Source organism: Spirochaetota bacterium, assembly GCA_017999915.1.
Classification (GTDB): Bacteria; Spirochaetota; UBA4802; order UBA4802; family UBA5550; genus RBG-16-49-21.
Genome location: JAGNKX010000009.1, coordinates 19,860 through 43,443 on the forward strand (window position 1 = coordinate 19,860; position 23,584 = coordinate 43,443).

Consider the following 23,584-nt stretch of genomic DNA (forward strand, 5'->3'; position numbering starts at 1 on the left):
CCGTCTCCATCGTCAATTGTAACCGCCCGGTTCTTCACAAGAGAAGGGCTTTCCGTCCTTCCGGATCACCTGGTTATTTTTGAGCTTTTAGGATCAGCCTCCCCCGTCAAGCAACTATTATAACAGACTTGATGTAAACTTAATAATAAACGGCACGCATACCCCCGGCCGCCGAAGGCGGCGGGGGTATGCGTGAATAATTATACGTTATGCAATAAATCAATTATTCATTCTTGACAATAAGCTCCCAATATGCGATTAATCATTCTATTGAATCTCGCGGTGTAGTGTATGATTGAAAAACGGAGCGGCAAAACTCCATGAACGATCAGAATGACATCCTGAATTACATCGTCAACATCACCGAGAGCAGGGATACGGAGATCCTCGAGATATCGCTGCTCAGGACCATCTACGAGGTTATCTCGTGCAGCAGCGTCTATTTCATGAAAACCTCGGCGGATGATGTTAAGATCAAGGGCGTTTCCGGGTACGGTCCGGACGGATTCAATTCTTCATGCGCCTCCGATATAAGCAGCGGCATCGACATATCTCCCGATTCCCTCAAACCCGCTCTGGCCGGGCAAAGGGCCGTCTTCAGCTCCACCGGCGATCGTCCCTATGCCATCGCCCCGGTTGAAGTGCTGCAGAGCCTCATCGGTTTCATCGTGGTGGATATTCGCGAAGCGGTACAGGCCGATCTCCATGTCCTCGACAGCCTCGTCAGGATATACCAGAATTACGTTTCGGTCCTCCTGGACAACCAGATAGACACCCTCACGGGCCTGCTGAATCGGAAAACCTTCGACGACAGGATCATGAAGCTGATCGAGATGCAGAAAAAGCAGAAGATGCAAATCTGCCATTCCGACAGCGAGAGAAGGACCGGGGATTTCGACAGGTTCTGGCTCGGGATAATCGATATCGACGACTTCAAGAAGATCAACGACACCTTCGGCCACCTCTACGGGGACGAGATACTAATACTCATCAGCCGCGTCATGCAGGAAGTATTCAGGGCGAACGACATGAAGTTCCGCTTCGGCGGCGAGGAATTCATCATCGTCATGAAGGCCGAAAACATGTACATGGTGCAGTCGATCTTCGACAGGTTCAGGAAAAGCGTGGAGCAGCACCCATTCCCCCAGACGGGGCGGATCACGGTCAGCATCGGCATCGTCGAGATCACCGGCGACGAGAGCCCCTCGGTCTTCGTGGGCTGCGCCGACAAGGCCCTCTACTACGCCAAGGAGCACGGCAAGAACATGGCGTGCGTCTATTCCGATCTGGTGGAAAGAAAGCTGATCCAGCCCCAGGTGATACGAAAAGGGAAAGTTGTCATCTTCGACCAGTGACGGCGCCCGGCGCCGATGATGTTCCGTCACCCATCCATTCGCCCTCACGCGGAAAGATACCGCAGCACCGCCCAGTAGAAGAAACCGGCCCCTGCCAGGATGAAAAGGTGAAAGACCTCGTGGAATCCGAAGACTCCCGGGAGGGGATCGGGCCGCTTCAGGGCGTAGATGACCGCTCCGGCCGTATAGGCGGCTCCTCCGGCAAAGATAAGGGCCAGGGCCCCGCCGGGCATGGCCTGCCAGAGCTTGTACATGGGAACCAGGGCGATCCATCCCATGGCGAGGTACAGGGCGGCGGACAGCTTCCGCGGCTTGTTGATCCACGCCAGGGTGATCAGGGCACCGACAAGGACGATGCTCCACTGCACCAGGAGGATCCCCCATCGCCACCACCCGGCCAGGTACTGATAGATGAAGGGAGTGTAGGTCCCCGCGATCATGAGATATATTGCCGTGTGATCGAATTTCCTCAGGAGGGAATCGCCGTTTTCCTCAGACTTGAAGGCGTGATAGAGCGAGCTCGCCAGGAAGAGCGTCATCACCGAGACCGCGTACACGACGAGGGCCGCCTTTTTGTACGGATCGGCCACTGAAATGAGGATGATCGCCGCGAAACCTGCGGCTGAAATGACAAAGCCCCCGAAGTGGGTATAGAAAGATACCGGCTCACTGATTGTGCGCGTCATTGATAAACCTGTCGTACATGAATTGATGCCGTTCAAAGCATTATTGATAACGACAGGTCAATGTCCCGGCCGGTTGCATTTTTTTCAACGGCACGGGCGCGAAGAGGGTCATCACAGCCTGAAATAGCTCACCGTCCGATTCAACTCGACGGCATTGGCCCTCAGGGTCTCGGCTGTGGTCGTCAATTCCTCGGCGGCGGATGCGTTCTGCTGGGTTATGGTGTCGGTCTGGGATACGGTTTCAGATATCTGGCCGAGCCCGAGCTTCTGCTCCTGGCTGGCGGCGCTGATCTCCGAGATCATCTGGCGCACCTGGGTGATCGCCTCGAATATCTCCTTAAGGGAATCCCCGCTCTCCCGGGCGAGACGGGTGCCCTCGGAGACCTGCTCGACCGATGTCTTGATAAGGCCCTCTATTTCTTTCGATGACGCCCCGGAGCGCTGCGCCAGGTTGCGCACCTCCCCGGCCACCACCGAAAAGCTCCGGCCGTGCTCGCCCGCCCGCGCCGCCTCAACCGCCGCGTTGAGCGCCAGAAGGTTAGTCTGGAACGCGATATCGTTGATGATGCCGATGATATCGCCTATCTTCTCGGACGACTTGTTTACCTTGTCGATGGCGTTCACCGCTTCCTCCATGACGCCGTTTCCCTTTTCGGCGAGCCGGTACGAATCCTGGGCGATCCGCTCCGCCCGCACCGAGTTTTCCGCGTTCTGTGACACGGTCGACAGTATTTCCTCGATGGTGGATGAAACCTCCTCGATGCCGGAGGCCTGTTCGCTGGCGCTCTGGGACAGCGTCTCGGAAGCCTCCTGGATGTTCTGACTCCCCTCGCTGACGACTTCCGTGGACTGCTGCACCAGGGAAATCACCTCGCGCAATTTCATTATGAGGGCGTTGGTATGCTGGCTTATGATCCCGATCTCGCTCGAGGTGATCATGGGCACGCCCGCCATGGTAAGGTCTCCTTCCTTGATTGATTTCAGCGCCGTCACCAGCATTGAATTGCTTATTCTTATGTTTTTCATCAGCAGGTTCAATGAAACGACGATGGTAATCGCCGAAAGGGCAACGATGAAACCCACGTGAAGCCCGATATTGTCCACCACCAATAGCTTCGCATTCTGAAGATAGAGGAGATATCCGAATATGACAACCGGGATCAATACAACCGATACAACCAGCAATGCGATGCGCTTGTTCAAATCGATACTCTTATATGATCCTTCCGGCAGATCAGCATCACGGATGGAATCACGGGAAAGGATTTCTCCGAGACTGCTTTCCGTGATTAGATATCCGATAACCCAATTTATGGTTGCCATAACCGGCAACAACAATAAAAACGGCGCGGCGCCCCTCAGCGTTATTTGCATGTTGATACTCATCAGAATCATAACCATGGCTATGCCCAAACACCACAGAATAGCATATTGGGAGCCGATATATATGGGAAAGGAAAACAGCTCCTTTTTAAACTGGAGCCGGTCATATGTTTCATTGTTAAGATTATCAATTATCCGTGATATCCTGCGGAAATTGTTTATCCACTCTATACAATAAACAATAAAAGCAGCGATGCCGATATTTATGGGAAGATAGATCATCTCTGAAGCTTTATATCCACCGGTAAAGTACGCGAAATAACTCATCAATAAAAGCAGAATCGGATAGCCAATCAGGTCGATTTTCACTTGTGCCAACAGCAAGGATCTTTTCGTGGTCATGATCTGTTACCCCTCGTATATTTATTTCCGGGAAAACGTGTCCTGCACCGAACCGGTCCGCCACGCGCATCAGGACACGTCCGAATCCCCCGCCGGGTTACTGGAATATTCCCCACCATTTGTTGCGCGCATGATGCGACTGTATTTAATTATTGCTTCAGGTCGTATGGTACACGTTCCTCCGTTTAAAGAATCAGCTTCTATTGGTTCTTTATAGTAGCAGGGTAATAGAATATTACAAGAAAAAAACAGTAACGGTGTTCACTTGCCAGACCACGAACGTCATACATAACAATATTTAAAATAAATCAAGAAAACCGCTCCCCTATCAGGCGAGGACAGCGAGACGGAAGGAAACAACCGCGCTCTTCTGCGGTGCCGCGGGGAGCGCCATGACCCCCGCCAGAGTGCCGTCAGGGGACATGATAATCTATCCCCCCGTGGATGCGGAGAAGAACGATACACTGTCGCCGCCATGGAGGCGGACGCCGCCCCGGCGCCGAGGCGGAAGGGGCTCGCCGTTGACCAGGACCGAAACACCCGCGGGGGCCGACGCAAGAAGGCGGTACAGCGCCGCTGTTATTGTCCCGGAGGAGCGCGCCTTTTTCAGGAGGCCGCCGAGGGAGCACTCGTCGGGAACCGGCACATGGCCGATGATGCTGGTGTACTCACCGGCCATGAATCCCACGACCTTCAGCTCGACGGAGATATCAGCCGGCTTTCTTCCTTTTACGAACAACATGGTTGAACAGCTCCTGGGCAATGTCCTCGAGGCCAAGATCCCTGAGCTTCCCCGCAGTCGGGGCCCCGGTCTCGCGGTCCCATCCCATCTCGTCCAGGAAGGAATCACACAGCTCCTTCACGTTCAGGGTGACCCCCTTCATCGGACCGGCATCGAGGGGCGGCGTCCCCGCGGACCGCTCAGGCAGGGCGAAATCGCGCCGCGGCCGCAGGCCCTGCTTCAGGTTAAAGGCCTGCCTGATGTTCTGTATGCGCTCGCCGATCTTCAGGTACTCTTCCGGATCGAGGCCCCAGCCGGTCACCGCATTTATATAAGCGGGAAGGTTTATATGCCCGCCCATCTGCGCGCCGAAGAGGCAGACTCCCGCGCCGTTGACGAGCTGCATGTACTTGCTCCCCGCGGCCAGGAGCGCGCTCCTGTCCCTGGTGACGCGGTATTTCCCCTCGACCCTGTACAGCGTCGAGGTGCCCGGCAGCTTCCTGAAGATGCGGTGCAGGGAAAACATCTCCAGCCACTGGTACCCGTGGTTGGTGTGACGTCCCGGCGTCGGCTCGAGGGAGTACGCCACGGCGAACCCGGGGTCGAAGCGCGAATCGTGCATGGGGAGGTCCTGGCCCCCCGCGTGGATGGCGAACTTCCCGCTCCCCCTGCCGATGCGCTCCGCCGCCTTTCTCGCCCCGTCCGCGAGGACATTTCCGAAGCCCTTTCGCTTCGCCATCATCTCAAGGAGGGCGAGGACCGCCTCGCTGTTGCCCCAGGCGAGATCAAGGCCGCCGGTGTCCTTTTTCGTGATGATCCCCCGCTCGTAGCACTCCATGGCGAAGGCAACGGTGTTGCCCGCGCCGATGGTGTCGAAGCCGGCCCTGTTGCAGTAATCGTTTATTTTAAAGATGGCGTCGAGGTCGTTGTTCAGCTGCAGCGCCCCGAAGGCGCAGCAGGTCTCGTATTCCGGCTTGTGGGTCTCGGCCAGACCGGCTTTCTCCACCTTGAGGATGCCGCCGCACCCGAGGGGGCAGTTGTAGCAATGGTATTTTTTCACCTCGTGGTCGACGATGCGCTGGGGATTGAGCCGGTCAGCGTGGGTGGCAATGGGGAAGTCCCGGAACCCCGCGCCCTGCCAGTTCTTGACCGGCGAATCGCCGTTCTCGGAGGAGAGCACGTTGGTGGCGATGGTGCCGAAGCGGCCCATGGCGAGCTTGACGAGGTCCGCGTTCTGGGCCATGCCGACCGGCGAGACCCTGAGGAACTTCGCCATCACGTTGAGGGCCTTCGCGGAGAGGACCTTCTTGAGGCCGGAGCCGGCGTTGAACCACTTCATGAACTTTTTATTAAGGTCCTTGACCGCGGCTGGGTCATGGACCTCTATCCTCCCGGTGCCGCTCAGGACGACGGCCTTCAGCCGCTTGGCCCCCATGACGGCGCCGAGGCCGGAGCGGCCCGCGTAGCGCCCGCGGTCGTTGGATATGCCCGCGATGAGGGATTTTTTCTCACCGGCCGGGCCGATGACGGCGATGCGCGCATGGGGGTCCTTCAGCTCGGCGGCGAGGCGCTCCTCGGACTCTACGGCATCCAGCCCCCAGAGGTGGGAAGCGTCATGGAGCTTTGCCTTTCCATCCCTTACGGCCAGGTACACCGGCCGGCGCGAAATCCCCTTGAAGAAAATGCCGTCATAGCCGCACCGCTTGATGGCCGGGGAAAAGGTCCCGCCGCAGTTGGCGTCGCCCCACCCGCCGGTGAGAGGGGACTTGGCGGCCACCATCCATCGTCCGGAAAACCAGGCCCCGGAGCCCGTGAGGAGCCCCGACATGAAGGCGAGAATGTTATCCGGCCCGAGGGGATCGGCGCCGGCCGGTATCCGCCTGTAGAGAAGCCACGCGGCCAGGCCGATCCCGGACGTCACGGAGCGGTATACTTCTTCCCGAATCAATTCCTCCTTGATCGACCCTCTGGTAAGGTCAACCATAAGGATTTTTCCCATAAAACCCTTTTTCATGGCATCCCTCCTGATAAATGGTCAATAGCGAACAGAGAAACGAAAAGCCCGAGAAATGTACTTATAATATAATGAAATCAGAGGAAAGGAAAATTTTTTTACCGGATAGATGGGCCGAACGGATGAATTTATGAGACCATCAAATCAAATCCGTCTTCGATACAGGTCCGTTTTAATCCTGATTATGCACCCGAATCCGTTATCGCTGAAAAACCTGATGTCTCCGTTCAGCTGTCTTTCCGAGATGTTCCGGATGATATCCATCCCCAGGGTGGGGCTTTGGGCCGGGTCGAATCCTTCGGGAAGGCCACTGCCATTGTCCCTGTATTCGATCTTTATTTCATTGCCGGCGCTGCTCATGGTGATCACGATCTCGCCGCTGCGGTTACCGGGAAAGGCGTGCTTTATGGAATTCGATATGAGCTCGTTGAGCACCAGGCCCAGGGGCATCGCCGTATCTATTGACAGGGGGACGTCGTCCACGAACTGCCTGATAGCCAGCTTGTCCGCGGTGAGATTATAGCTTCTCAGGATGAGTCTCGAAAGGCTGTCGACGAAGTCACGGAGGTTTATATTGGAAAGGTCCTGCGATTCGTACAGCATCTGGTGAACCAGCGCCATGGTCTGTATCTTTGTCTCGATCCCGGTATAGAAGTCATGGACGCCCCTGTCCTGCACGTTCCCGGACTGGAGACTCAGCAGGCTGCAGATAACCTGCATGTTGTTCTTTGTGCGGTGATACAGCTCCTTGAGGAGCAGCTCTTTTTCTTGCAGCGAGTTTCGGAGCGCCTCCTCTGCCATCTTGCGCTCCGTAATGTCCTGGGCCATCCATATCGATCCCTCGGACATATCAGCGGGATTGATGGCCTTCCCTATCAAGTTGCACCAGAACCTGGCGCCGTCCTTCTTCAGCGCCTCCATTTCTATGGAATAGCTTTCACTCGTGGCAATACGCCCGTAGGCCTCGTCGCCGATCTTATTGTACACGTCGATATTATAATACAATACCGACGTATCCTTGCCGATGATCTCCTCATTCGTATATCCGAACATCTTCGCAAAATTGTTGTTTGTCCACTGGACCCTTCTCTCCTTGACATAGAGGATGCCCACGGAAACAGTATCGAGCACCGTCTGATGCAGGTCGGCGAGCTGCTTCAACTTTTCCTCGGCATTTTTCAGATCAGTGATATCCTGGGAAATCCAGATGGAGCCTTCCTGCGGTCGTTCCGGGTTTACACCCTTGCCCGTAAGAATGGCCCAGAACAGGGTGCCGTCTTTTTTCCTGAACCGGACTTCTTCTTTATAAACGCCGCCGTTGCGGATTCCCTCATAGGCCGCCAGGCCGACTCTTATATAATCTGCTTCGCTCGGATAGATTATAGACGAATGCTGTCCGATCAATTCCTCTTCGGAATATCCGAACAATTGGGTCATATAGTTATTCACCCATTGCAACTTGCGATCATTGAGAAAAGAAATGGAAACGCTGGCGGTGTCAAGGATGGTGTGATGCAGATCTGCGAGCCGCTTGAATTTTTTCTCGGCCTCTTTCCGTTCTGTAACGTCATTGAGGATAAATATCAGGCACGCTTCGCCGGAGATCCGGATGGGCCGCGCCGAATAGATCCCGTCGCGAACCATGCCGTCTTTCCGTCTGAATTGAAATTCGCGTTGAATTATTTCCCTTCCGGCGCCCATGTCGGCCACCATCCGCTCCCTGTCGTCGGGATTGACCCAGAAGCTGATGTCAAGGGATGTCCGGTTGATGGCGTTGCTGCGTTCCCATCCGGTGATCTCCTTGAAGCCCAGGTTCACATCAAGGATCATTCCATCCGACACCCTGGTGATGGCGATGCAGTCCGGAGCGGTCATGAAGATATTCATGAATTTTTCTTCCGACTGGCGGAACAATTCCTCCGCTTCCTTGCGCCGGGATATATCGGTGAATATCCCTTCCACTCCCAGCAGCTTTCCATAACTGTCGTAGTGAAGATGGCTGTTCGTCATAACCGAGACGGGAGTGCCGTCCACGCGCCTGAGCCTCACTTCATAGTTCGAGACATGGCCCTCTTTTTGCAATATTTTCAATAACGCCGGCCTGTCTTCCGGGTCATAATAATAATCCGTCGCGATATTCTTCCCGATCAACTCCTCCGGGGAATCGTGTCCAAGGAGGCGGGCGCCCGAGAGGCCCGCAAAAGTGATAGTCCCATCGGTATCGCACCGGTACAGCGTATCCTGCATGTTATTCACCAGGGACCGGTATTTTTCCTCGCTTTCTCGCAGTGCCTCCTCCGCGATTTTTCTTTGGGTGATATCCAGTATGGAGGCAAGGCTGTAGTTCGTTTCCGGAACCATCTTGATGCGAATTATTACGTCCCGTACTGCGCCCTCCCTGGTCTTCAGCTTTGTATCATAGATGCCAGGCGCCGTGTCCGGATCGACCCTGCGGAGCCGGTGATAATCCTTCATCCGCTCAAGATCATGCGGATCGGCGACGAATTCGGTCCAGCTCATCTTTCCTTCGACCCGGTCCTTCGGGTAGCCGGTCAATAGCTCGAATTCCCTGTTGACGACGGCAATGGTGGTGTCTTCCCCGATGAAGACCATGCCGATGCCGGAATTTTCGAAGATGATCCGGTAGCGCTCCTCAAAGACATCGATACCCGTTTTTTCGGAACCGCCGGTCTCGGTCCCAAAGACGGCAATGGCGCCCGGCGCTTTAGTCCTGTTATCATAAATGGCCATGGTGATCCAGCGGATATTCCTGACAGCGCCGTCCGAACAGGCCGCCGGCAGGTCCAGGGGCTCCGGCGTCTCGCCGCGAAAGGCCCGGCTGACCATGAACCTGAATTTTTCATCATGGACGGTAGAGAACAGGGGCCATCGCGCATCCGCTTTAAGCTCGGCAAGACCGTATCCGAAGAGACATTTGAAGGATTTGTTCATCCAGACCGTTTCACCGGCCGGATCCAGGACCGCGACGGGGGTCGAGGTCGACTCGAACGATTTTTCAGGGAATTTTATCATGGCGTGGCAATGTAAGCATAGCGATTCTCGCATCCCGAACAATGAGCCGCATTTCAATATGAGCGGCACGGATTGCCGCGGTCCCGTGTTCGTCAGCCCCGGGCAGCAAGGAATATACTAAAGATAATGGTAGCAATGGTCGGCATAATTAGCAATAAAAAAACGGTCCGCCGTCGCAAAGAGAAGGACCCATCATGATGATTCATGCGACATAAAATGAGCCCCGGTTTGGCCCGGCGGCGAGGCGGGACACCATCACCGTCAGGAGGTCATTTCCCGGGCCATTGATTCCAGTTCATTGACGACACGACCCGTGGCCCTGCTGTTATCCGAAACCTGCCTGGATATCTCTACGATGTTCATCGCGTATTCCGAAACGTCCGCGGTGGTCTTGTTCGATTCCTCGGTGGATATCTTCTGCCGGTTCGTAGAGTTCTCAATGGATTTGCTCGTATCAAATATCTTTTTATTGAGATTTTCTATTGCCGCAATCGCTCCGTCTATCTCGACGATCTTCGAGCCCACGCCGGTTATTTCGTCCTTGATGGCGCCTATGGCGGAATCGAGCTTACCCATCATCGCCGACGAGCGGTTGATAAGCTCGCTGCTCTGGCCGATGAGGTCCATGTTCTCCTTTATTATGTTCGATATTTCCTTGGAGTTCTTCGCCGTCGCGTCCGCCAGCTTGGATATCTCCTCGGCCACCACCGCGAATCCCCTGCCGTGCTCGCCGGCCCTGGCGGCCTCGATCGAGGCGTTGAGCGAAAGGAGGTTTACCTTGTCCGCGATGTCGTTGATGACCTCGATGAAGGCGGATATCTCGCCGCTCTTTTCCTGGAGTATGTTGAATTTTTCTATGGAAAGGCCGATGTGCCGCGAGGTATCGGACGAATACTCCATGACACTGTCAAGATTGCCGTAGATCCGCTCGGTGCCGTTCTGAACGGCGTCATTTATCCCTTTGAGGTCTTTCACCGACTGGATCGATGCCTCGGTTTCGCTGTAGAGGGATTTCGCGGTGCGGTTATTGGAATCGGCCTGTGAAGCCAGGTCTTCCAGGGAAGCGGAAATCTCCTCCAGCGAGGAAGCCTGGTTCTCGGATATGTCTTTCAGCCGGCCGGATATGGCGTCCTGATCGAGGCTTTGCCGCTTCAGCGCGTCAATGGTCTGGAGGATCGTCTTCGCCACTATCCGCAGATTCTCCAGGGTCATTTTCGACTCTTTCTGCTTCTCAACCGCGAGAATCATCAGGTTTTTCGTGGCGTTGGCCCCCACCGTGGCGCCGATACCCACCCAGATGTATATCAGGAAGCGCACCATGATGTTGCTTTTGGGGCCGCCGGGGATCAGCTCGGGCCTCAGGACGAACAGGAGCACCTGCGCGGCCACGATGATGACAAGGTTGAAAATCGAGGCGTTCCTGTTGAAATAGAGCACGCTGATGACAAAGGATATGTAAAATGTCGCGAACACCTCCAGGGCGCCGTAGATCACGTACTGGAAAACGAGGAGACAGAGCATGACGCCCGTTATGGAAACATAGCTCGATACCCAGTGGCCCTTCAGTTTGCCGGATATGATATATCCGATTATGAGGACCCCGAAGGCAAGGACAAACTCGACGGCGATACTCTCGTAGGAGAGGTAATCTGATCCCTTCCCTAGAATTTTTATGACGACGGTGGCGACATTGGCCAGGGCGAGGATGGTCAGGAATGAAAAGAACAGGCGCTTGTTGTTCCTCACCATCACTTCGGTGAACAAATCGTCCGACACGAACATGGATCTTTTTTTAACGGAATCTCTGGAGGGCATAGGGTAACCTTTACATCGATATGGTCGTTATGATCATCTAACAGTTTCCTGAAAAACTCCTTCCCTGGAGTTTTTCAGGGTCGGTTTTACGAAGTGAATTCGTAAAACCTCACATTTTTCTTGGCTAACGCCTCGAAAAATGGCGATACATCCATGTATCGCTTAGCAGTTTGCTGTTTTTCAGCTAACTGCTAAAATTCATCTCAAAAAAAGAAAACAATAATATTTGCATTTGTGAAATATCTTCTAATTTAACCACGCTAAAAATGGATGAAAATTGTCTATTACTTTTTAAACTTCCCGTTATATGATTACTATGTAATACCCGCCGCCGATATGCCAGTGCATGATATTCAGCGGCGCTAAACCCCGGAGCGAAGCTTAAGGATTTTCTCGCAGAAGGATAAAAATCCATACATAAAAACGAAAATGGCAAAAATAATGCATTATTCCTCGTTCTGATAAAAAATTCGGAACAGGCAGCTTTGAACATCGCCGCGGGGACATGCGATTTTTAATCTGCAAATATTTCATCTTTTGTCTGATTTTCCCTCGCCTGTGCAATATCTTATTAATCAGGAGAGGCAAAGGAGGCATCATATGCGACTTCCAATAATCAACAAGGACCTCGACTCGATCATCAACTATCGAAGGTCCCATGAGAACGACAGGACCGATTTTGAACGAGAGATAGACATGAAGAAAGCCGACGAACCGGACAAAACGCTCCTTGACATCATCATCGCCGAAAAGAGGAAGTATGAAAACTATCTCACCGACCTCGAGATGATCATCAAGGATAACAGGGCCCGGGATCTTGACCTGACAGACCTGGAGGAGCTCATCGCTATAAGAAAAAAGCACGATATCGACTTTTCAGACCTCCAGGGCATCCTTGACAGGCGGAGGAACATGGAGATGTAACACCTCCATGCCCTTGTTTTTCTCCGCTGATATGGTCTTTATCTCACCTGTTCTTTATGGATACCAGCGAATACAGATTGCCTGACTTTTTCACTTCAACCACCACGTTGAGGGTGCTCTCTTTCTTCTTTAAAAATTGCTCTATTTTTTTGCTGCCGGCGCCGTCAAACCTGATGGCCGCCCCGTAATGGTAGAGCGAATATCCGCTGGCAGCGCACTTCGGCATCAGGGCGCATTCCTTCGTATGGGTCTTGATAAAAGCCTCCATGCCGCTTTCATGGGCCTTTGCGCAGAGGTTATCTATGATGGTCCCGGAAAGCTTCATGATTCCACCCTCATTTATCTTTACCGTTCCTTCAGCCGATGCCCCGGCCGTCATTACAATTGCGGTTAACAATGACAATAATATCTTTTTCATTATAATTCTCCTTATATTTACAATCTTTTATAATACTGAAATATTTGCTCGCCGTCAAGGATTCCGGCAAAATTTTTTCCCCGGCGGATCCGGGGCTGCTGAAAAATTCATCCGAAATCTTCCCGCTGTTGATCCAGGTCAATGGGGGATAATAAATAATGCGCTCTTTAAAGTTATTGGATGAAATAACTGATTCGTATTCGTTGCGTGTTCGCTTTTCGTACTCTCCCTTTTCACACCGCGGCGGCGGCGACCCGGGCCCTGGCGAAAAAAAGATTGAAATATCGTCCCGATCCGGCTTATATCGACCGGGAGGCCAACCCATGACGATAGTACTGGCAGTGCACAAAAACGACGAAACCGTGATCGCCGCCGACACCAGGCTCTCTTTCGGCAACGAGATTATCCCGGCGGACAACCTCCGCGTGGAGAAGATCCTCAGGGCCGGATCTTCCTATATCGGGTCCTCTGGATGGGGGCTCTACGATAACATTCTCGTGGATTACCTCCGCGGCAGGGATGAAGTCAAGCTGGACGACGCTGCCTCCATCTTTTCGTTCTTCCTGGATTTCTGGCAGGAGCTGCACAAGCGCTATCCCTTCGTCAACGACCAGAGCGGCGACAAGGACTCCCCCTTCGGCGACCTGGACGCGAAATTCCTGATCGCGAACCGCGCGGGGATATTCCTCGTGGGCAACAACCTGAGCGTGAGGAAATTCGAAAAGTACTACGCCATCGGGTCAGGCTCGAGCTACAGCCTGGGCGCCCTTGACACGCTCTACGACCGGAAGCTCAACGCCGAAACGATAGCCCGGAGGGCGGCGCTGACCGCCATGAAGTTCGACAAGTCCTGCGGCGGCGATGTCGACCTGCGCAGGGTGTGATATTCCCTGTCTTGCGGTTTTCGCACTACAACAGATGATGGTAATAGTATAATTGGGGGGGTCGGGCTATCCCGTTCGTCCGCCTCGTATAAGCAGAGCCAAATGCGACCTCCTGTCGCGGCTCTGCACTCGGACATCCTGTCCAGCGCACCATATTGACTCGGCTGATTCGGCGGCATCATCCAATATCCTGGTCGCATATTACTGCCAGGATGGCAGGAATGCCGCGAAGGGCACGGACGCCCGTGAGCGGCCTCGCCGGGATAGCCACGACCCCCAAATAACAACTGCTGCTAAGCCGATGGATGCGGGAATTCATTTTCCCTCTTGACAAAATCCTCCCAATGCAATTCTTGTATAAAAAAGCTGCGCGCAGCCGAAACACCGGAGTGGCCCCATGATAGACCCCAAGTTCATCAAAGAAGACATCGAAAGCATCAGAAAGCTCCTTGAGAAAAGGAACATGACCGGCGCCGTCGACATCGACCGCCTGAAGACAATGAACGACGAACGCCGCTCCCTGATACAGAAATCGGACGAGGCCCGGGAAAAAAAGAACAAGCTTTCCAAGGAGATCGGCCAGAAAAAGGCGAAGAAGGAAAACGCGGACGACCTTATGAAGCAGTCCCAGGATTTCACCGATGAGATCAAGCGCTGCACCGACCGGCTGGACGAGCTCGACGCGGAATTCACCGAGGCGCACCTCTCCGTCCCGAACTTCCTCGACGCCTCCGTGCCGGAGGGGAAGAGCGAGGAGGACAACCCCGTGGTGCGCACCTGGGGCGAGAAGCCGAAATTCCCCTTCACGCCGAAGCCCCACTACGACCTGGGCACCGAAATGGGCATCCTCGACTTCGAGCGGGGCGTGAAGCTCGCCGGCACTCGCTTCTACGTGTACATGGGGCTGGCGGCGCGGATGGAGCGCGCCATCATCAACCTGATGCTCGACCTCCACACCAAGGAGCACGGCTATACCGAGGTCTTCGGCCCCTTCATCGTCAACGACGAGAGCATGACCGGCACCGGGCAATTCCCCAAGTTCAAGGACGAATACTACCGCATCGAGCGGGACGGCCTCTCCCTCATCCCCACGGCCGAGGTGCCCCTCACGAACCTCTACCGGGACGAGATCCTGGACGGCGCGCGCCTTCCCATCAAGATCACCATGCAGTCCGCCTGCTTCCGCCGCGAGGCGGGGGCCGCCGGCAGGGACACGCGGGGCCTCATCCGCGTCCACCAGTTCCAGAAGGTGGAGCTGGTCAAGTTCGTGGAGCCGGCGACCTCCTTCGACGAGCTGGAGAAGCTCACCCATGACGCGGAGGAGGTACTCCAGAAGCTGAACCTCCACTACCGCGTGGTGCTCCTCTGCAGCGCCGACACGTCGGCCTCCTCGGCCAAGACCTACGACATCGAGGTGTGGATGCCCGGCCTGGACCGCTACGTGGAGATATCCTCCTGCTCCTGTTTCACCGACTACCAGGCGCGGCGCGCAAAAATCAGATTCAAGAGAGAACAGGGCCAGAAGCCGGAGCTCGTCCACACCCTGAACGGCTCGGGCCTCGCCGCGGGCCGCACACTGGCCGCGGTCATGGAGAACTACCAGACCGAAAAGGGAGACATCGACATACCGGAGGCGCTGAAGCCGTATATGAGGTAAGGGCACGGCACGCCGTGCCCCTATCTTTATAAATAAAACAACATACTTCTGTCAAGGGGTGCCCGCAGGGGCTGAGAACATACCCTTTGAACCTGACCCGGATAATGCCGGCGTAGGGAATGACAGTGAATCATTGTAATTCAGCACGATCATGGAGTCATTCTCAAGGGAATGACTCCATTTTTTTTGTGATTAAAAAACGAAAAAGGAGAACAAACAATGGAATTGAACGAACGAACCATCACCAGGGCCATTATCGATCGGTATTCGAAAAAATTCATCGACTATACCGATGTGGACACGGCCATCGTCGGGGCCGGGCCGGCAGGCCTGGTTGCCGCCTACTATCTCGCCCGGGCCGGCCGCAAGGTGGCGGTCTTCGAGAGGAAGCTCAGCATCGGCGGCGGTATGTGGGGAGGCGGCATGATGTTCAACGAGATCGTTGTGCAGGATGAGGGGAAGCAAATCCTCGATATCTTCGGGGTCAACACCGTAGAGTACGAGCCGGGATATCACACCGCCGACGCGGTGGAGGCCGTGTCAACCCTCTGCTCCCGCGCCTGCGGGGCCGGGGCGAAGATATTCAACTGCGTCAGCGTGGAGGACGTCGTCATCAGGGAGGGCGCGGTCACCGGCCTGGTCATCAACTGGACCGCCGTACAGATGGCGGGGCTCCACGTCGATCCCCTCACGGTGGCGGCTCGGACCATCATCGATTCCACCGGCCACGACATGGAGGTGCTGAAGGTGATCGCCCGGAAGGCGGGTATGACCTTCAGCACCGAAACCGGCGGGATCATCGGCGAGCGATCTCTCTGGGCTGATAAAGCGGAACGCCTCACCATCGAAAACACGAAGGAGATATGCCCCAACGTGTTCGTTGCCGGCATGTCGGCCAACGCGGCCTGCGGCGGCCCCCGCATGGGCCCGGTATTCGGGGGAATGCTCCTCTCCGGGAAAAAGGCGGCGGAGCTGGTGATGGGGAGGTAAGGGTATAACGTGTACATAAAACATGAAGGCGCGGTCACGTGACCGCGCCTTCATGGCCTCACGCCGCCGTATCGATCTTGAATTCCGTCCTGACGTTCTCCAGGAGGAGGCGCTCCTCCGGTGACACGGTCCGGTCCGCCCCGGCCGCCTTTTCCATCATCCTGTATATCTTCAGCCGCTTCTTCGTATCATCGGGCATGCGCAGGGAGAGCCTGCCGCTCCGGGCCATCTGGAAGAAGGGCTCCAGCTTTTCCCTGTCGTATCCCCACTTCTTCGCCAGCTCCTCCGCGAACCGCCGCTCCTCGTCCCCGAAGTCGCCGTCGGCCGCGAGGACAAGCATCATGTTATTGAAGGCGAAATCCCGCACGTCGTAAAGCCTGTCGACCTGGGAGGCCTTCACCTGGTAGGACAAGGTGTCCGCGTTTTCGCGGCGGTACTCCTCGTATTGCTCCATGGGCATGATGCCGGTGACGATCCACTCGTTGGCGGTGCTGTTGAAGGGGGTGCCGCAGTAGGCGCAGTTGATCGAGAGGGAGTTCTTCATCGGCGCGCCGCAGCTCGGGCAGCTGTGGGCATAGAGGGAGCCCTTCGAGGCGCCGGCCTTACGGTCGCGGCTCATCAGGATAACCTCGGTACGGGAGATCACGGCCTGGTCGAGCTTCACCGCCTTTCCGCCGTCTATCTTAACGCGCTGGCACGAGGCCTTGACAGCCACGGCCAGGACGTTTTTGTCTTCTTCCACCGCCACGCCCACGAGGTAGACGTCGTTCAGGTAGAGGCGGTTGAAGGCTATACGGGCGCCGGGCTCCGGCATCGGCAGTTTATTGAAGACGTCGTCGCTCACGAAGCGGCGCATGATGGCCGGATCGCCCAGGGCCTGGGCCGTGAGCATCTGGAGATAGGCGTTGCTCGCCTTGTCCTCGATGAGCTGCACCGCGAAGTCCTCGTTCTCGTCGATGAGCAGCCGCACCTTTTCGGTGAGTCCCGAGGCGAGGCCGAGCTTCGGGTTCGCTCCCGTGTAATCGTCCGCCTGGGTTATCTCGGAGAGGACCCAGTCGTACTCGCCGGAGTTGGTCAGGGTGCCGCAGGAGGCGCACTTGCTCACCTCGCCCAGGTCTTTCGGCAGGGGCGCGCCGCAGTTGGGACAGCTATCGCTCTGGTAGATATCCTTCCGCGGCTTCCCCCGCTTTTTCAAAAAGGACCAGTACTCTACGAACTCCTCTGTGCCTCCGGTGTTCAGTGACGGATCGAGAGCGCTCGTGAAGCTCTCGGTGATGGAGGCGTGGATCGCTGCCTGTATGATATCGTAGAGGCCGTCGCTGTCAATCCGGTCTATGTACACGTTCTTTATATCGACGCGGGAGATAACGTTTTTCTGTTTGAGGAGCCCCATCATGACGAACTGGGTGTTGAAGCGCCGGTACACGCCGTCGGAGATGAACCTTCGCACCGGCGAGAGATCCTGCGACTCCCAGGCCTTCTGGATCTTCATGAAGGCGTCCTTCACGTTGCCGATGAAGATCTCCTCGTTGAAATCGGGGTTGTTCCGCATGAAGGCGTCGCGGCCCGGCGCCTTCTTCACCGTGTCGCCGGTGGGGAGTCGGTTCAGTATCGTCTGGGCCTTCACCTTTTTCGCAGTCATCTTCGATCCGACGACAAAGACAACGATGACGACGCCGCTCACGATGAGGTTCCACGGGAAGGGAAGCTCCATTATGATCCAGAGAACGATCTGGATGAGGAACCCGATACCGTCGTCGCCGCCGCCACCACCGGTGTCAAAGTCCCCGGCGCCGCCGGCCCGGGCATACACCATGACAGCGGTCAGGACCAGTACCGCGGCAACGGCAAGTATGATCGTTATGTGGGTTTTTCGAAGCTTTTTCATGGCCGCCTCCGGGTGGATGGGATTATGCGCCTGAACCATCATCATCAGCCATGAAATTTTAATTTGTCAAACAGATTATAGACCTGAACCCAATCCGAATCGAGTTACCCCCGCCCCTATCAGGGGGCGCGGGAAAATAAAGTTAATTCTTTTCTTGATAATCCGGAGTAAACAACAATAAGGACTGTGCGAAATCTGGCAAGTGGCCTATAATAATTATTCGACTTAACTCATCCCTTTCGGTTCTAAATCCTGTATTTTATAGAAATGACTACCTTTTTTTAATTCTTCATCTAATCGGAATGAAAAAATTCTCTCATAGTTTTTATCATAGGCCAGCAATATTTCTTTGGTCTTTAGTTTATACACATTCGAAAACAAGGTATTATAGACATGTCCATCATACATCCAATCATCAAGGCGCACTCTCTTCAGTATTGAATAAACGTCATCCACACCTACCGTCTTCCTGCCTTTCAAATCATCCTCCACTATTTCATATCTATCATACCCGCCGCACCCCTGGACAGGATCGGGCCATTGAATATCCCGGTCGGAGATGTAAAAATTAGTCATCACTTGATATGTCTCATTTTTTTTTAATTGCCTCATTTCATTTCCTATATATTCCACAATTACCGATTCGCCTGATGCATCTGCCGCCATGAAATGAAACATGACGAGGCCAAAAAATGTTCCGAAAATAATATTATATGATCGAAGAAACGCGCACGCCTCATCCACATTTCTGCAATTCCCTAAAATTCTGTTGATAATAGAAGTGCTGATACACCATTTTTTCAAACCCTTACGTTTATTTTTTATAACAGGAACCGCGGTTTGTCCTATATAGAGCCCCCATTGATTCATACCATCATAGGGGAATGACCTGCCGAATCTGGTTGTTAAACAATAACCATACCTGTCTTTTTCGGAAGGCATGAACCATATTTTTCCATTTTTCCCAAACCAGTCAAAATTATAACCGACAAACGTTTCAGTTTCTTCAGAATAATTGAACAATGTGCAGTGCATAAATACTTTCTCCGTAATTTTTTCGCAGATTCTTACTTCATTCATATTCTGGTCTTTCTATTCTACAGAACACCTTCATGTTTACGCAGCAGGCCCTTCATGATATGAAAGGCCTGTATTGGTAAATTCTTAGAATAATTCAGACGCTTTCAAGGCTGATCTTCAAGATTGATGAAGAATGACAGATAATTTCATATCTATGCGTATTTCTTTTTTGCCATTATTATATAGATCACAAAGAGCATGCCCATTATCAAATCACCTCCGCCAAGAACAATGGCAAAAGAAACGGGCATCTTGTAATATATTACGCAATAAACATTGCTTATAAAAACCCAGAATTTACCAAAAGCAAACAAGTATACCAGATAAAGCATGTCCTTGGGCGGTTCCTTCTTGAAGAATGAAAAATATATCAACGCAAATACTATCGCAATACCGCCAATGAATGCGCTTTCCCACATATTGCCCATCTGATATCCATATTGACTCGCCATAAATTTTGGGAATACAATGAAATTCAATGCACCAATTGTATTCCATATTCCCACAATTAAAAAAATAAATCTCATACCATCTCCTCCATATATTAATTTTCTTTAAAAAAGCAGATCATATAAAATTTGTCAAATTATTAATCTTATTTTTCTTACTTTTCTTATTTTCATGATACATTAGAATATTTAATTTATTGACAAATAATCAAATATATTTATTTTTTTCTTATGAAATCAAAAAAAGATAATGCAAAAAGACTCTATGGAACTGTGAAAGTAAGCGAACGAGGCCAAATTGCAATTCCCATAGAGTTAAGAGAAGATCTTGGCATCAAAAAAGGAGATGTTCTTTTAGTCGGAAGAAAAGCTGACAATAAAGGCATTGTATTGGTAAAACTGGATGTTGTGGAAGAAATATTCAATCTGCGGGAAGATATTTTTTCATAATTACCATCCTGTTTGATATAATTGAAATCATACGCAGCATATCCTTTGTTCATTTTCCTATATATAATCACTATTAATTTGATTATCAATAAAGGAAACGGGTTTCGGATTAAAAAACCTTATAAACCAATCTGCTATTTTCATCATTCTTCTAATCCGGCCTTTGTAACATTTTCCCGCATATCGTTCACATATCTGTATTGATCATCGCGCCAGGAGAATCCCCATGTTAAAAACGCTGTTCAGTAAAATCACCGGCAGGGCCTTCATCAATAATTTCATGTTCATTCTTCTTCTCGTTCTTCTCAGGGCATCGGTCTTCGGCAACTACTCGGTGCCGACCGGCTCCATGAACCCGACCATCCTGGAAGGGGACAAATTCTATTCCAACAAGCTCGCCTACAGCCTGAAGATCCCCTTCACGAAAACGGACATCGTACATTTCCGCCAGCCGGCGCGGGGCGACATCATCGCCTTCAGGTATCCGGGAGACGAATCGGTGCGCTACACCAAGCGGGTCATCGCGGTCCCCGGTGACAGGATCGCGGTGCGGGATAAAAGAATAATACTGAACGGAAAAGCCCTGGACCTGCGGCTCGTGGGGAAATCAGGGGATATCATAACCTATGAAGAGCGCCTCGGCTCGTTGTCGTACCGGGTGCAGCATTCCAGTCATTCCACGTTCCTCGACGACATGAAGGAGAAAACGGTCCCGGCCAACAGCTATTTCGCCATGGGCGACAACAGGGACAACAGCTCCGACAGCAGGGTGTGGGGATTCGTGCCGTCGGAGAATATTATCGGCAAGATCGTGTTCCGGTGGATGTCCATCGACCCGCAGAGCTGCGAGATGCGCGCGGAGAGGATCGGGACGGTCCATTGATTCCGTGACGGGCCGCCGTCAATCGATGAATTTTTCCAGGACAACCTCCATGCCGCGGAGGGTGTTATTCTCCACGATCTGGCGGAAATCAACATTGTCGAAAGTCTGCATCACGTGGATGAGCCCTATGCCGCCCGTCTTCTCCGGGGAATCGATGTGGCGGTACTGGTTGTAGTTGATGTAATAGTCCAGCAGAAAATCCTGCAGTTTTTTGTGCGTATCATTGAAGGCATCCCTGCACGGGGCGCTCTCCAGGGATGAAATGCGCTGCTTCATCTCCCGCACGATCTCGTACAGCTTGACCCTGCTGATCTTGAAATGATGGTAGCGCGTGTAATCCATGCCGCCCCCCTGGTCGGCGACCCTGAATTCGAGCGCCCTCCCGCCGTCGCGCTCCCTGACCGAAAACCTCACGGTGACCTGTTTCGACTCGTCGTACTTGTTGCCGTGGATGACGGCGTTCCTGATGACTTCCCCCAGTCCGAATTCAATGAGATACGATGTCTCGTCGTCAACATCGGCACTCTGCTTCATCACCGCCATGATCTTCTCGACGACGGAGATCTCGAAGTTGACATTGCTGGGGAAAATCCACTCGGCGACATCACCATTCCTGGTGTAGCGGATATCATTTTCGTTAATGATGTATACGAGGTTCTCCCTCTCGATGAGCCGGATCAACACGTCGACGAGTTCGGGGTCATAGAGCGCCCCCTTCTGCCGGGCAAGCTCTGCTGTAATCCTTTCCTTCTTATCCTCGGTCTGGAACTCGCGCCTGCCGAGCATGGAAACAAAATCGTCCACAAGGCCGATGATCCTGGCCCCGGCGGTTATCTGGGTTCCCCGGAGCCGGGACGGGTACCCGCTCCCGTCATACCGCTCATGGTGCTGGGCGATTATCATCCTGACCCCGGACAGCTCCTTCAGGTGCGCGATGATCTCGATGCTCTTCCGCGGATGATTCTCCACGACGAGCCTCTCCGTGTCCGAAATCCGGTACGGCTTGCCGGCGATTTCCTCCGGGTCACCCACCATCCCGATATCGTGGAGCAGGGAAGCGATCCGTATCTCCTCCACGCCGTCGGCGGAAATCCCGGCGGCGCGCGCCACCATGACGGCGATCCGCGTGACGTTCTGGGTGAATTCATAGAGCCTGGTGGAGCTTGCCAGCAGGATCGACGAAATGATATCGATGGAGCTCGCGAAGAGATGCGCTTTTTCCGAAGAAAGCATCTCGATCCTCGAATAGGCCTTTGAAGACCTCTCGGAGAGAAGCAGCGCCTGGGACATGGTAAAAACGAAAACGCCGAAGATGCTGACATTGCCGAAATCGATCACCCTGTCGTAATAGAGTATATCGATCCAGACCAGGGGCAGCAGTATCAGCAGACCGCCGACCAGGTACACCGCTCCTTCCTTCTTCATCATGACGGCCCGAACGATCACATACATATCGTAGAGCATCCAGAAGAGCATGTTCGCGTAATTGGGGTACCGCGTATAATAATAGTACTGCGTCGTCAGCACCAGGACTGAAAGGCAGAATACCACGCCTATAACGGTGGAGATCCGCACCAGTTTGCGGGAATAAATATCAGGGAAGAGATAGTATAGATACAGGTTGGTGATGAATGCGGAGCTTAAAAACGTGAGATACGTAATCTTCTGGCTTATTTCCCAGCTCAGCCAGGAAAGATTGGTTATTATCAAGCGATCACCCTCGAAGGGAACGCGCACCGCCATGACCAGGCAGAGGATCCCGAAAAAGAGCGAAGCGCGGTCCTGTCTCCTGAACAGGAAAATGCCGATATGATAGAGCGCCATCAGCAGGAGGCCGCCGAGGAGGAAAGAATTGAACCCGGCGACATGACGCCGCTCGCTGACGAGCCGCGTATCGTTACCCAGCCGGATCGACGTCCACATGCCGCCATTGGGATGATGGAAATTCGAGATCTGGAGCACCAGCTCAAGGGTGTCACTGTCAGCGACAAAAATGATCATGCGGGGAAGGAACTGCGGCACCGAATGGGCCCTGTCGGTCCCGGTTTTTCCATTGGACGTGAGGAGCCTGCCGTTGCACCAGAGACGATAAGCCGTAAATAATTGCGGCACATAGAGAGCCACTATGTTTTTGCGGCCTCCCAGCCTCACCGTGAGCTTCAGGGTGGCGAAGCCATGGCCGGGAAGCTTTTGCCCCGCAATGGTCTGACCGTTCCAATACCGCGGCATGGACATATATTCAACGGGACCCGGCCGCGGCTGCAGCCTGAAATCATCAGGCGTGAAAAGGCGGTTCCAGTGGAATTCCCACTCCCCGTCAAGATCGATAGTGCCCCGGGAGGATAAATCCCACGCGGAAAGGTCCATAATGCCTTTGACGGCAACAGGCTGATGGGGAGCCCTCTGTGAGCATCCGCAGATAGGCAGGGCCAGAGACGACAGGGCGGCAGCGATCCACAGGCAATGGAGTATATTATAGTAGAAACGGCGGTATAACGCTGTGTGTTCTTGATCATGTGTCACCAGTTTCCCCATTGCAGAACGTTGCTTTTTATGTATACAGGCCATACGATAAGGTCCTGACGTTTTCTGCCCCCTATTTCCTGGCAACA

General features: G+C 53.6%; 18 protein-coding genes and 1 riboswitch. Of the genes, 7 read left to right on the forward strand and 11 right to left on the reverse strand.

Annotated features, from left to right (window positions below; genetic code table 11):
• Positions 1–320 precede the first annotated feature (320 nt).
• Complete coding sequence (locus KA369_13725) at positions 321–1,355, forward strand: GGDEF domain-containing protein (GenBank protein MBP7737031.1); 1,035 nt, start codon at positions 321–323, stop codon at positions 1,353–1,355.
• 44 nt (positions 1,356–1,399) lie between these two features.
• Here the strand turns inward: KA369_13725 and KA369_13730 are convergent, their stop codons facing one another.
• From KA369_13730 to KA369_13755, 6 genes are all read right to left on the reverse strand, one after another.
• Entirely contained in the window at positions 1,400–2,041 is a 642-nt protein-coding gene (locus KA369_13730; GenBank protein ID MBP7737032.1) for a hemolysin III family protein, read from the reverse strand.
• Positions 2,042–2,152: 111 nt separating this feature from the next.
• The gene (locus KA369_13735; GenBank protein ID MBP7737033.1) at positions 2,153–3,364 is read right to left on the reverse strand and encodes a hypothetical protein; all 1,212 of its coding nucleotides are present in this window, start codon (positions 3,362–3,364) and stop codon (positions 2,153–2,155) included.
• Positions 3,365–4,196: 832 nt separating this feature from the next.
• Positions 4,197–4,508: a MoaD/ThiS family protein gene (locus KA369_13740; GenBank protein MBP7737034.1), complete on the reverse strand. Its 312-nt coding sequence runs from the start codon at positions 4,506–4,508 to the stop codon at positions 4,197–4,199.
• The gene (locus tag KA369_13745; protein ID MBP7737035.1) at positions 4,477–6,501 is read right to left on the reverse strand and encodes an aldehyde ferredoxin oxidoreductase family protein; all 2,025 of its coding nucleotides are present in this window, start codon (positions 6,499–6,501) and stop codon (positions 4,477–4,479) included. Before KA369_13745 ends, KA369_13740 begins: the two co-directional genes overlap by 32 nt.
• Positions 6,502–6,645: 144 nt before the next feature.
• Entirely contained in the window at positions 6,646–9,534 is a 2,889-nt protein-coding gene (locus KA369_13750) for a PAS domain S-box protein (GenBank protein MBP7737036.1), read from the reverse strand.
• 261 nt (positions 9,535–9,795) lie between these two features.
• Positions 9,796–11,349 carry a chemotaxis protein gene (locus tag KA369_13755; protein ID MBP7737037.1) on the reverse strand — a complete coding sequence of 518 codons (1,554 nt, stop codon included), beginning with the start codon at positions 11,347–11,349 and terminating at the stop codon, positions 9,796–9,798.
• A gap of 600 nt (positions 11,350–11,949) precedes the next feature.
• Here KA369_13755 and KA369_13760 point away from each other — a divergent pair.
• Positions 11,950–12,273 carry a hypothetical protein gene (locus tag KA369_13760; GenBank protein MBP7737038.1) on the forward strand — a complete coding sequence of 108 codons (324 nt, stop codon included), beginning with the start codon at positions 11,950–11,952 and terminating at the stop codon, positions 12,271–12,273.
• Positions 12,274–12,316: 43 nt separating this feature from the next.
• Here KA369_13760 and KA369_13765 read toward each other — a convergent pair whose 3' ends face one another.
• Positions 12,317–12,691: a hypothetical protein gene (locus tag KA369_13765; GenBank protein MBP7737039.1), complete on the reverse strand. Its 375-nt coding sequence runs from the start codon at positions 12,689–12,691 to the stop codon at positions 12,317–12,319.
• A gap of 323 nt (positions 12,692–13,014) precedes the next feature.
• On the opposite strand from KA369_13765, the gene KA369_13770 reads away from it, so the two are divergent.
• The 3 genes from KA369_13770 to KA369_13780 all read left to right on the forward strand — a co-directional run bounded on the left by KA369_13770 (position 13,015) and on the right by KA369_13780 (position 16,222).
• Complete coding sequence (locus KA369_13770; GenBank protein MBP7737040.1) at positions 13,015–13,575, forward strand: hypothetical protein; 561 nt, start codon at positions 13,015–13,017, stop codon at positions 13,573–13,575.
• Positions 13,576–13,972: 397 nt separating this feature from the next.
• The gene (serS, locus tag KA369_13775; protein MBP7737041.1) at positions 13,973–15,232 is read left to right on the forward strand and encodes a serine--tRNA ligase; all 1,260 of its coding nucleotides are present in this window, start codon (positions 13,973–13,975) and stop codon (positions 15,230–15,232) included.
• 44 nt (positions 15,233–15,276) lie between these two features.
• A riboswitch (TPP riboswitch) is annotated at positions 15,277–15,369 on the forward strand.
• A gap of 82 nt (positions 15,370–15,451) precedes the next feature.
• On the forward strand, positions 15,452–16,222 hold the full coding sequence (locus KA369_13780) for a thiazole biosynthesis protein (GenBank protein ID MBP7737042.1): 771 nt from the start codon (positions 15,452–15,454) through the stop codon (positions 16,220–16,222).
• Between the two features lie 58 nt (positions 16,223–16,280).
• Here KA369_13780 and KA369_13785 read toward each other — a convergent pair whose 3' ends face one another.
• The 3 genes from KA369_13785 to KA369_13795 all read right to left on the reverse strand — a co-directional run bounded on the left by KA369_13785 (position 16,281) and on the right by KA369_13795 (position 19,717).
• Positions 16,281–18,110, reverse strand: a complete 1,830-nt coding sequence (locus KA369_13785) for a TIM44-like domain-containing protein (GenBank protein ID MBP7737043.1) — start codon at positions 18,108–18,110, stop codon at positions 16,281–16,283.
• A gap of 225 nt (positions 18,111–18,335) precedes the next feature.
• Positions 18,336–19,190 carry a linear amide C-N hydrolase gene (locus KA369_13790; protein MBP7737044.1) on the reverse strand — a complete coding sequence of 285 codons (855 nt, stop codon included), beginning with the start codon at positions 19,188–19,190 and terminating at the stop codon, positions 18,336–18,338.
• Between the two features lie 152 nt (positions 19,191–19,342).
• Positions 19,343–19,717, reverse strand: coding sequence for a hypothetical protein (locus tag KA369_13795; protein MBP7737045.1), 375 nt, complete (start codon positions 19,715–19,717; stop codon positions 19,343–19,345).
• A 153-nt stretch (positions 19,718–19,870) separates the two neighbouring features.
• Between KA369_13795 and KA369_13800 the strand changes: the two genes are divergently transcribed.
• Entirely contained in the window at positions 19,871–20,089 is a 219-nt protein-coding gene (locus KA369_13800; protein ID MBP7737046.1) for an AbrB/MazE/SpoVT family DNA-binding domain-containing protein, read from the forward strand.
• Positions 20,090–20,315: 226 nt separating this feature from the next.
• On the forward strand, positions 20,316–20,972 hold the full coding sequence (gene lepB, locus KA369_13805; protein MBP7737047.1) for a signal peptidase I: 657 nt from the start codon (positions 20,316–20,318) through the stop codon (positions 20,970–20,972).
• 18 nt (positions 20,973–20,990) lie between these two features.
• Here the strand turns inward: lepB and KA369_13810 are convergent, their stop codons facing one another.
• Positions 20,991–23,495 (reverse strand): ATP-binding protein, encoded by a 2,505-nt coding sequence (locus tag KA369_13810; protein MBP7737048.1) that lies wholly within the window; start codon positions 23,493–23,495, stop codon positions 20,991–20,993.
• Positions 23,496–23,584: the final 89 nt, after the last annotated feature.

What these genes read in the sequence shown, in the direction of transcription:
- KA369_13735 (MBP7737033.1), bottom strand. Translation starts at nt 3,364, where the DNA reads ATGGCAACCATAAATTGGGTTATCGGATATCTAATCACGGAAAGCAGT.
- KA369_13755 (MBP7737037.1), bottom strand. Translation starts at nt 11,349, where the DNA reads ATGCCCTCCAGAGATTCCGTTAAAAAAAGATCCATGTTCGTGTCGGAC.
- KA369_13770 (MBP7737040.1), top strand. Translation starts at nt 13,015, where the DNA reads ATGACGATAGTACTGGCAGTGCACAAAAACGACGAAACCGTGATCGCC.
- KA369_13795 (MBP7737045.1), bottom strand. Translation starts at nt 19,717, where the DNA reads ATGAGATTTATTTTTTTAATTGTGGGAATATGGAATACAATTGGTGCA.
- lepB (MBP7737047.1), top strand. Translation starts at nt 20,316, where the DNA reads ATGTTAAAAACGCTGTTCAGTAAAATCACCGGCAGGGCCTTCATCAAT.
- serS (MBP7737041.1), top strand. Translation starts at nt 13,973, where the DNA reads ATGATAGACCCCAAGTTCATCAAAGAAGACATCGAAAGCATCAGAAAG.
- KA369_13740 (MBP7737034.1), bottom strand. Translation starts at nt 4,508, where the DNA reads ATGTTGTTCGTAAAAGGAAGAAAGCCGGCTGATATCTCCGTCGAGCTG.
- KA369_13725 (MBP7737031.1), top strand. Translation starts at nt 321, where the DNA reads ATGAACGATCAGAATGACATCCTGAATTACATCGTCAACATCACCGAG.
- KA369_13745 (MBP7737035.1), bottom strand. Translation starts at nt 6,501, where the DNA reads ATGAAAAAGGGTTTTATGGGAAAAATCCTTATGGTTGACCTTACCAGA.
- KA369_13785 (MBP7737043.1), bottom strand. Translation starts at nt 18,110, where the DNA reads ATGAAAAAGCTTCGAAAAACCCACATAACGATCATACTTGCCGTTGCC.
- KA369_13760 (MBP7737038.1), top strand. Translation starts at nt 11,950, where the DNA reads ATGCGACTTCCAATAATCAACAAGGACCTCGACTCGATCATCAACTAT.
- KA369_13765 (MBP7737039.1), bottom strand. Translation starts at nt 12,691, where the DNA reads ATGAAAAAGATATTATTGTCATTGTTAACCGCAATTGTAATGACGGCC.
- KA369_13780 (MBP7737042.1), top strand. Translation starts at nt 15,452, where the DNA reads ATGGAATTGAACGAACGAACCATCACCAGGGCCATTATCGATCGGTAT.
- KA369_13730 (MBP7737032.1), bottom strand. Translation starts at nt 2,041, where the DNA reads ATGACGCGCACAATCAGTGAGCCGGTATCTTTCTATACCCACTTCGGG.
- KA369_13750 (MBP7737036.1), bottom strand. Translation starts at nt 9,534, where the DNA reads ATGATAAAATTCCCTGAAAAATCGTTCGAGTCGACCTCGACCCCCGTC.
- KA369_13800 (MBP7737046.1), top strand. Translation starts at nt 19,871, where the DNA reads ATGAAATCAAAAAAAGATAATGCAAAAAGACTCTATGGAACTGTGAAA.
- KA369_13790 (MBP7737044.1), bottom strand. Translation starts at nt 19,190, where the DNA reads ATGAATGAAGTAAGAATCTGCGAAAAAATTACGGAGAAAGTATTTATG.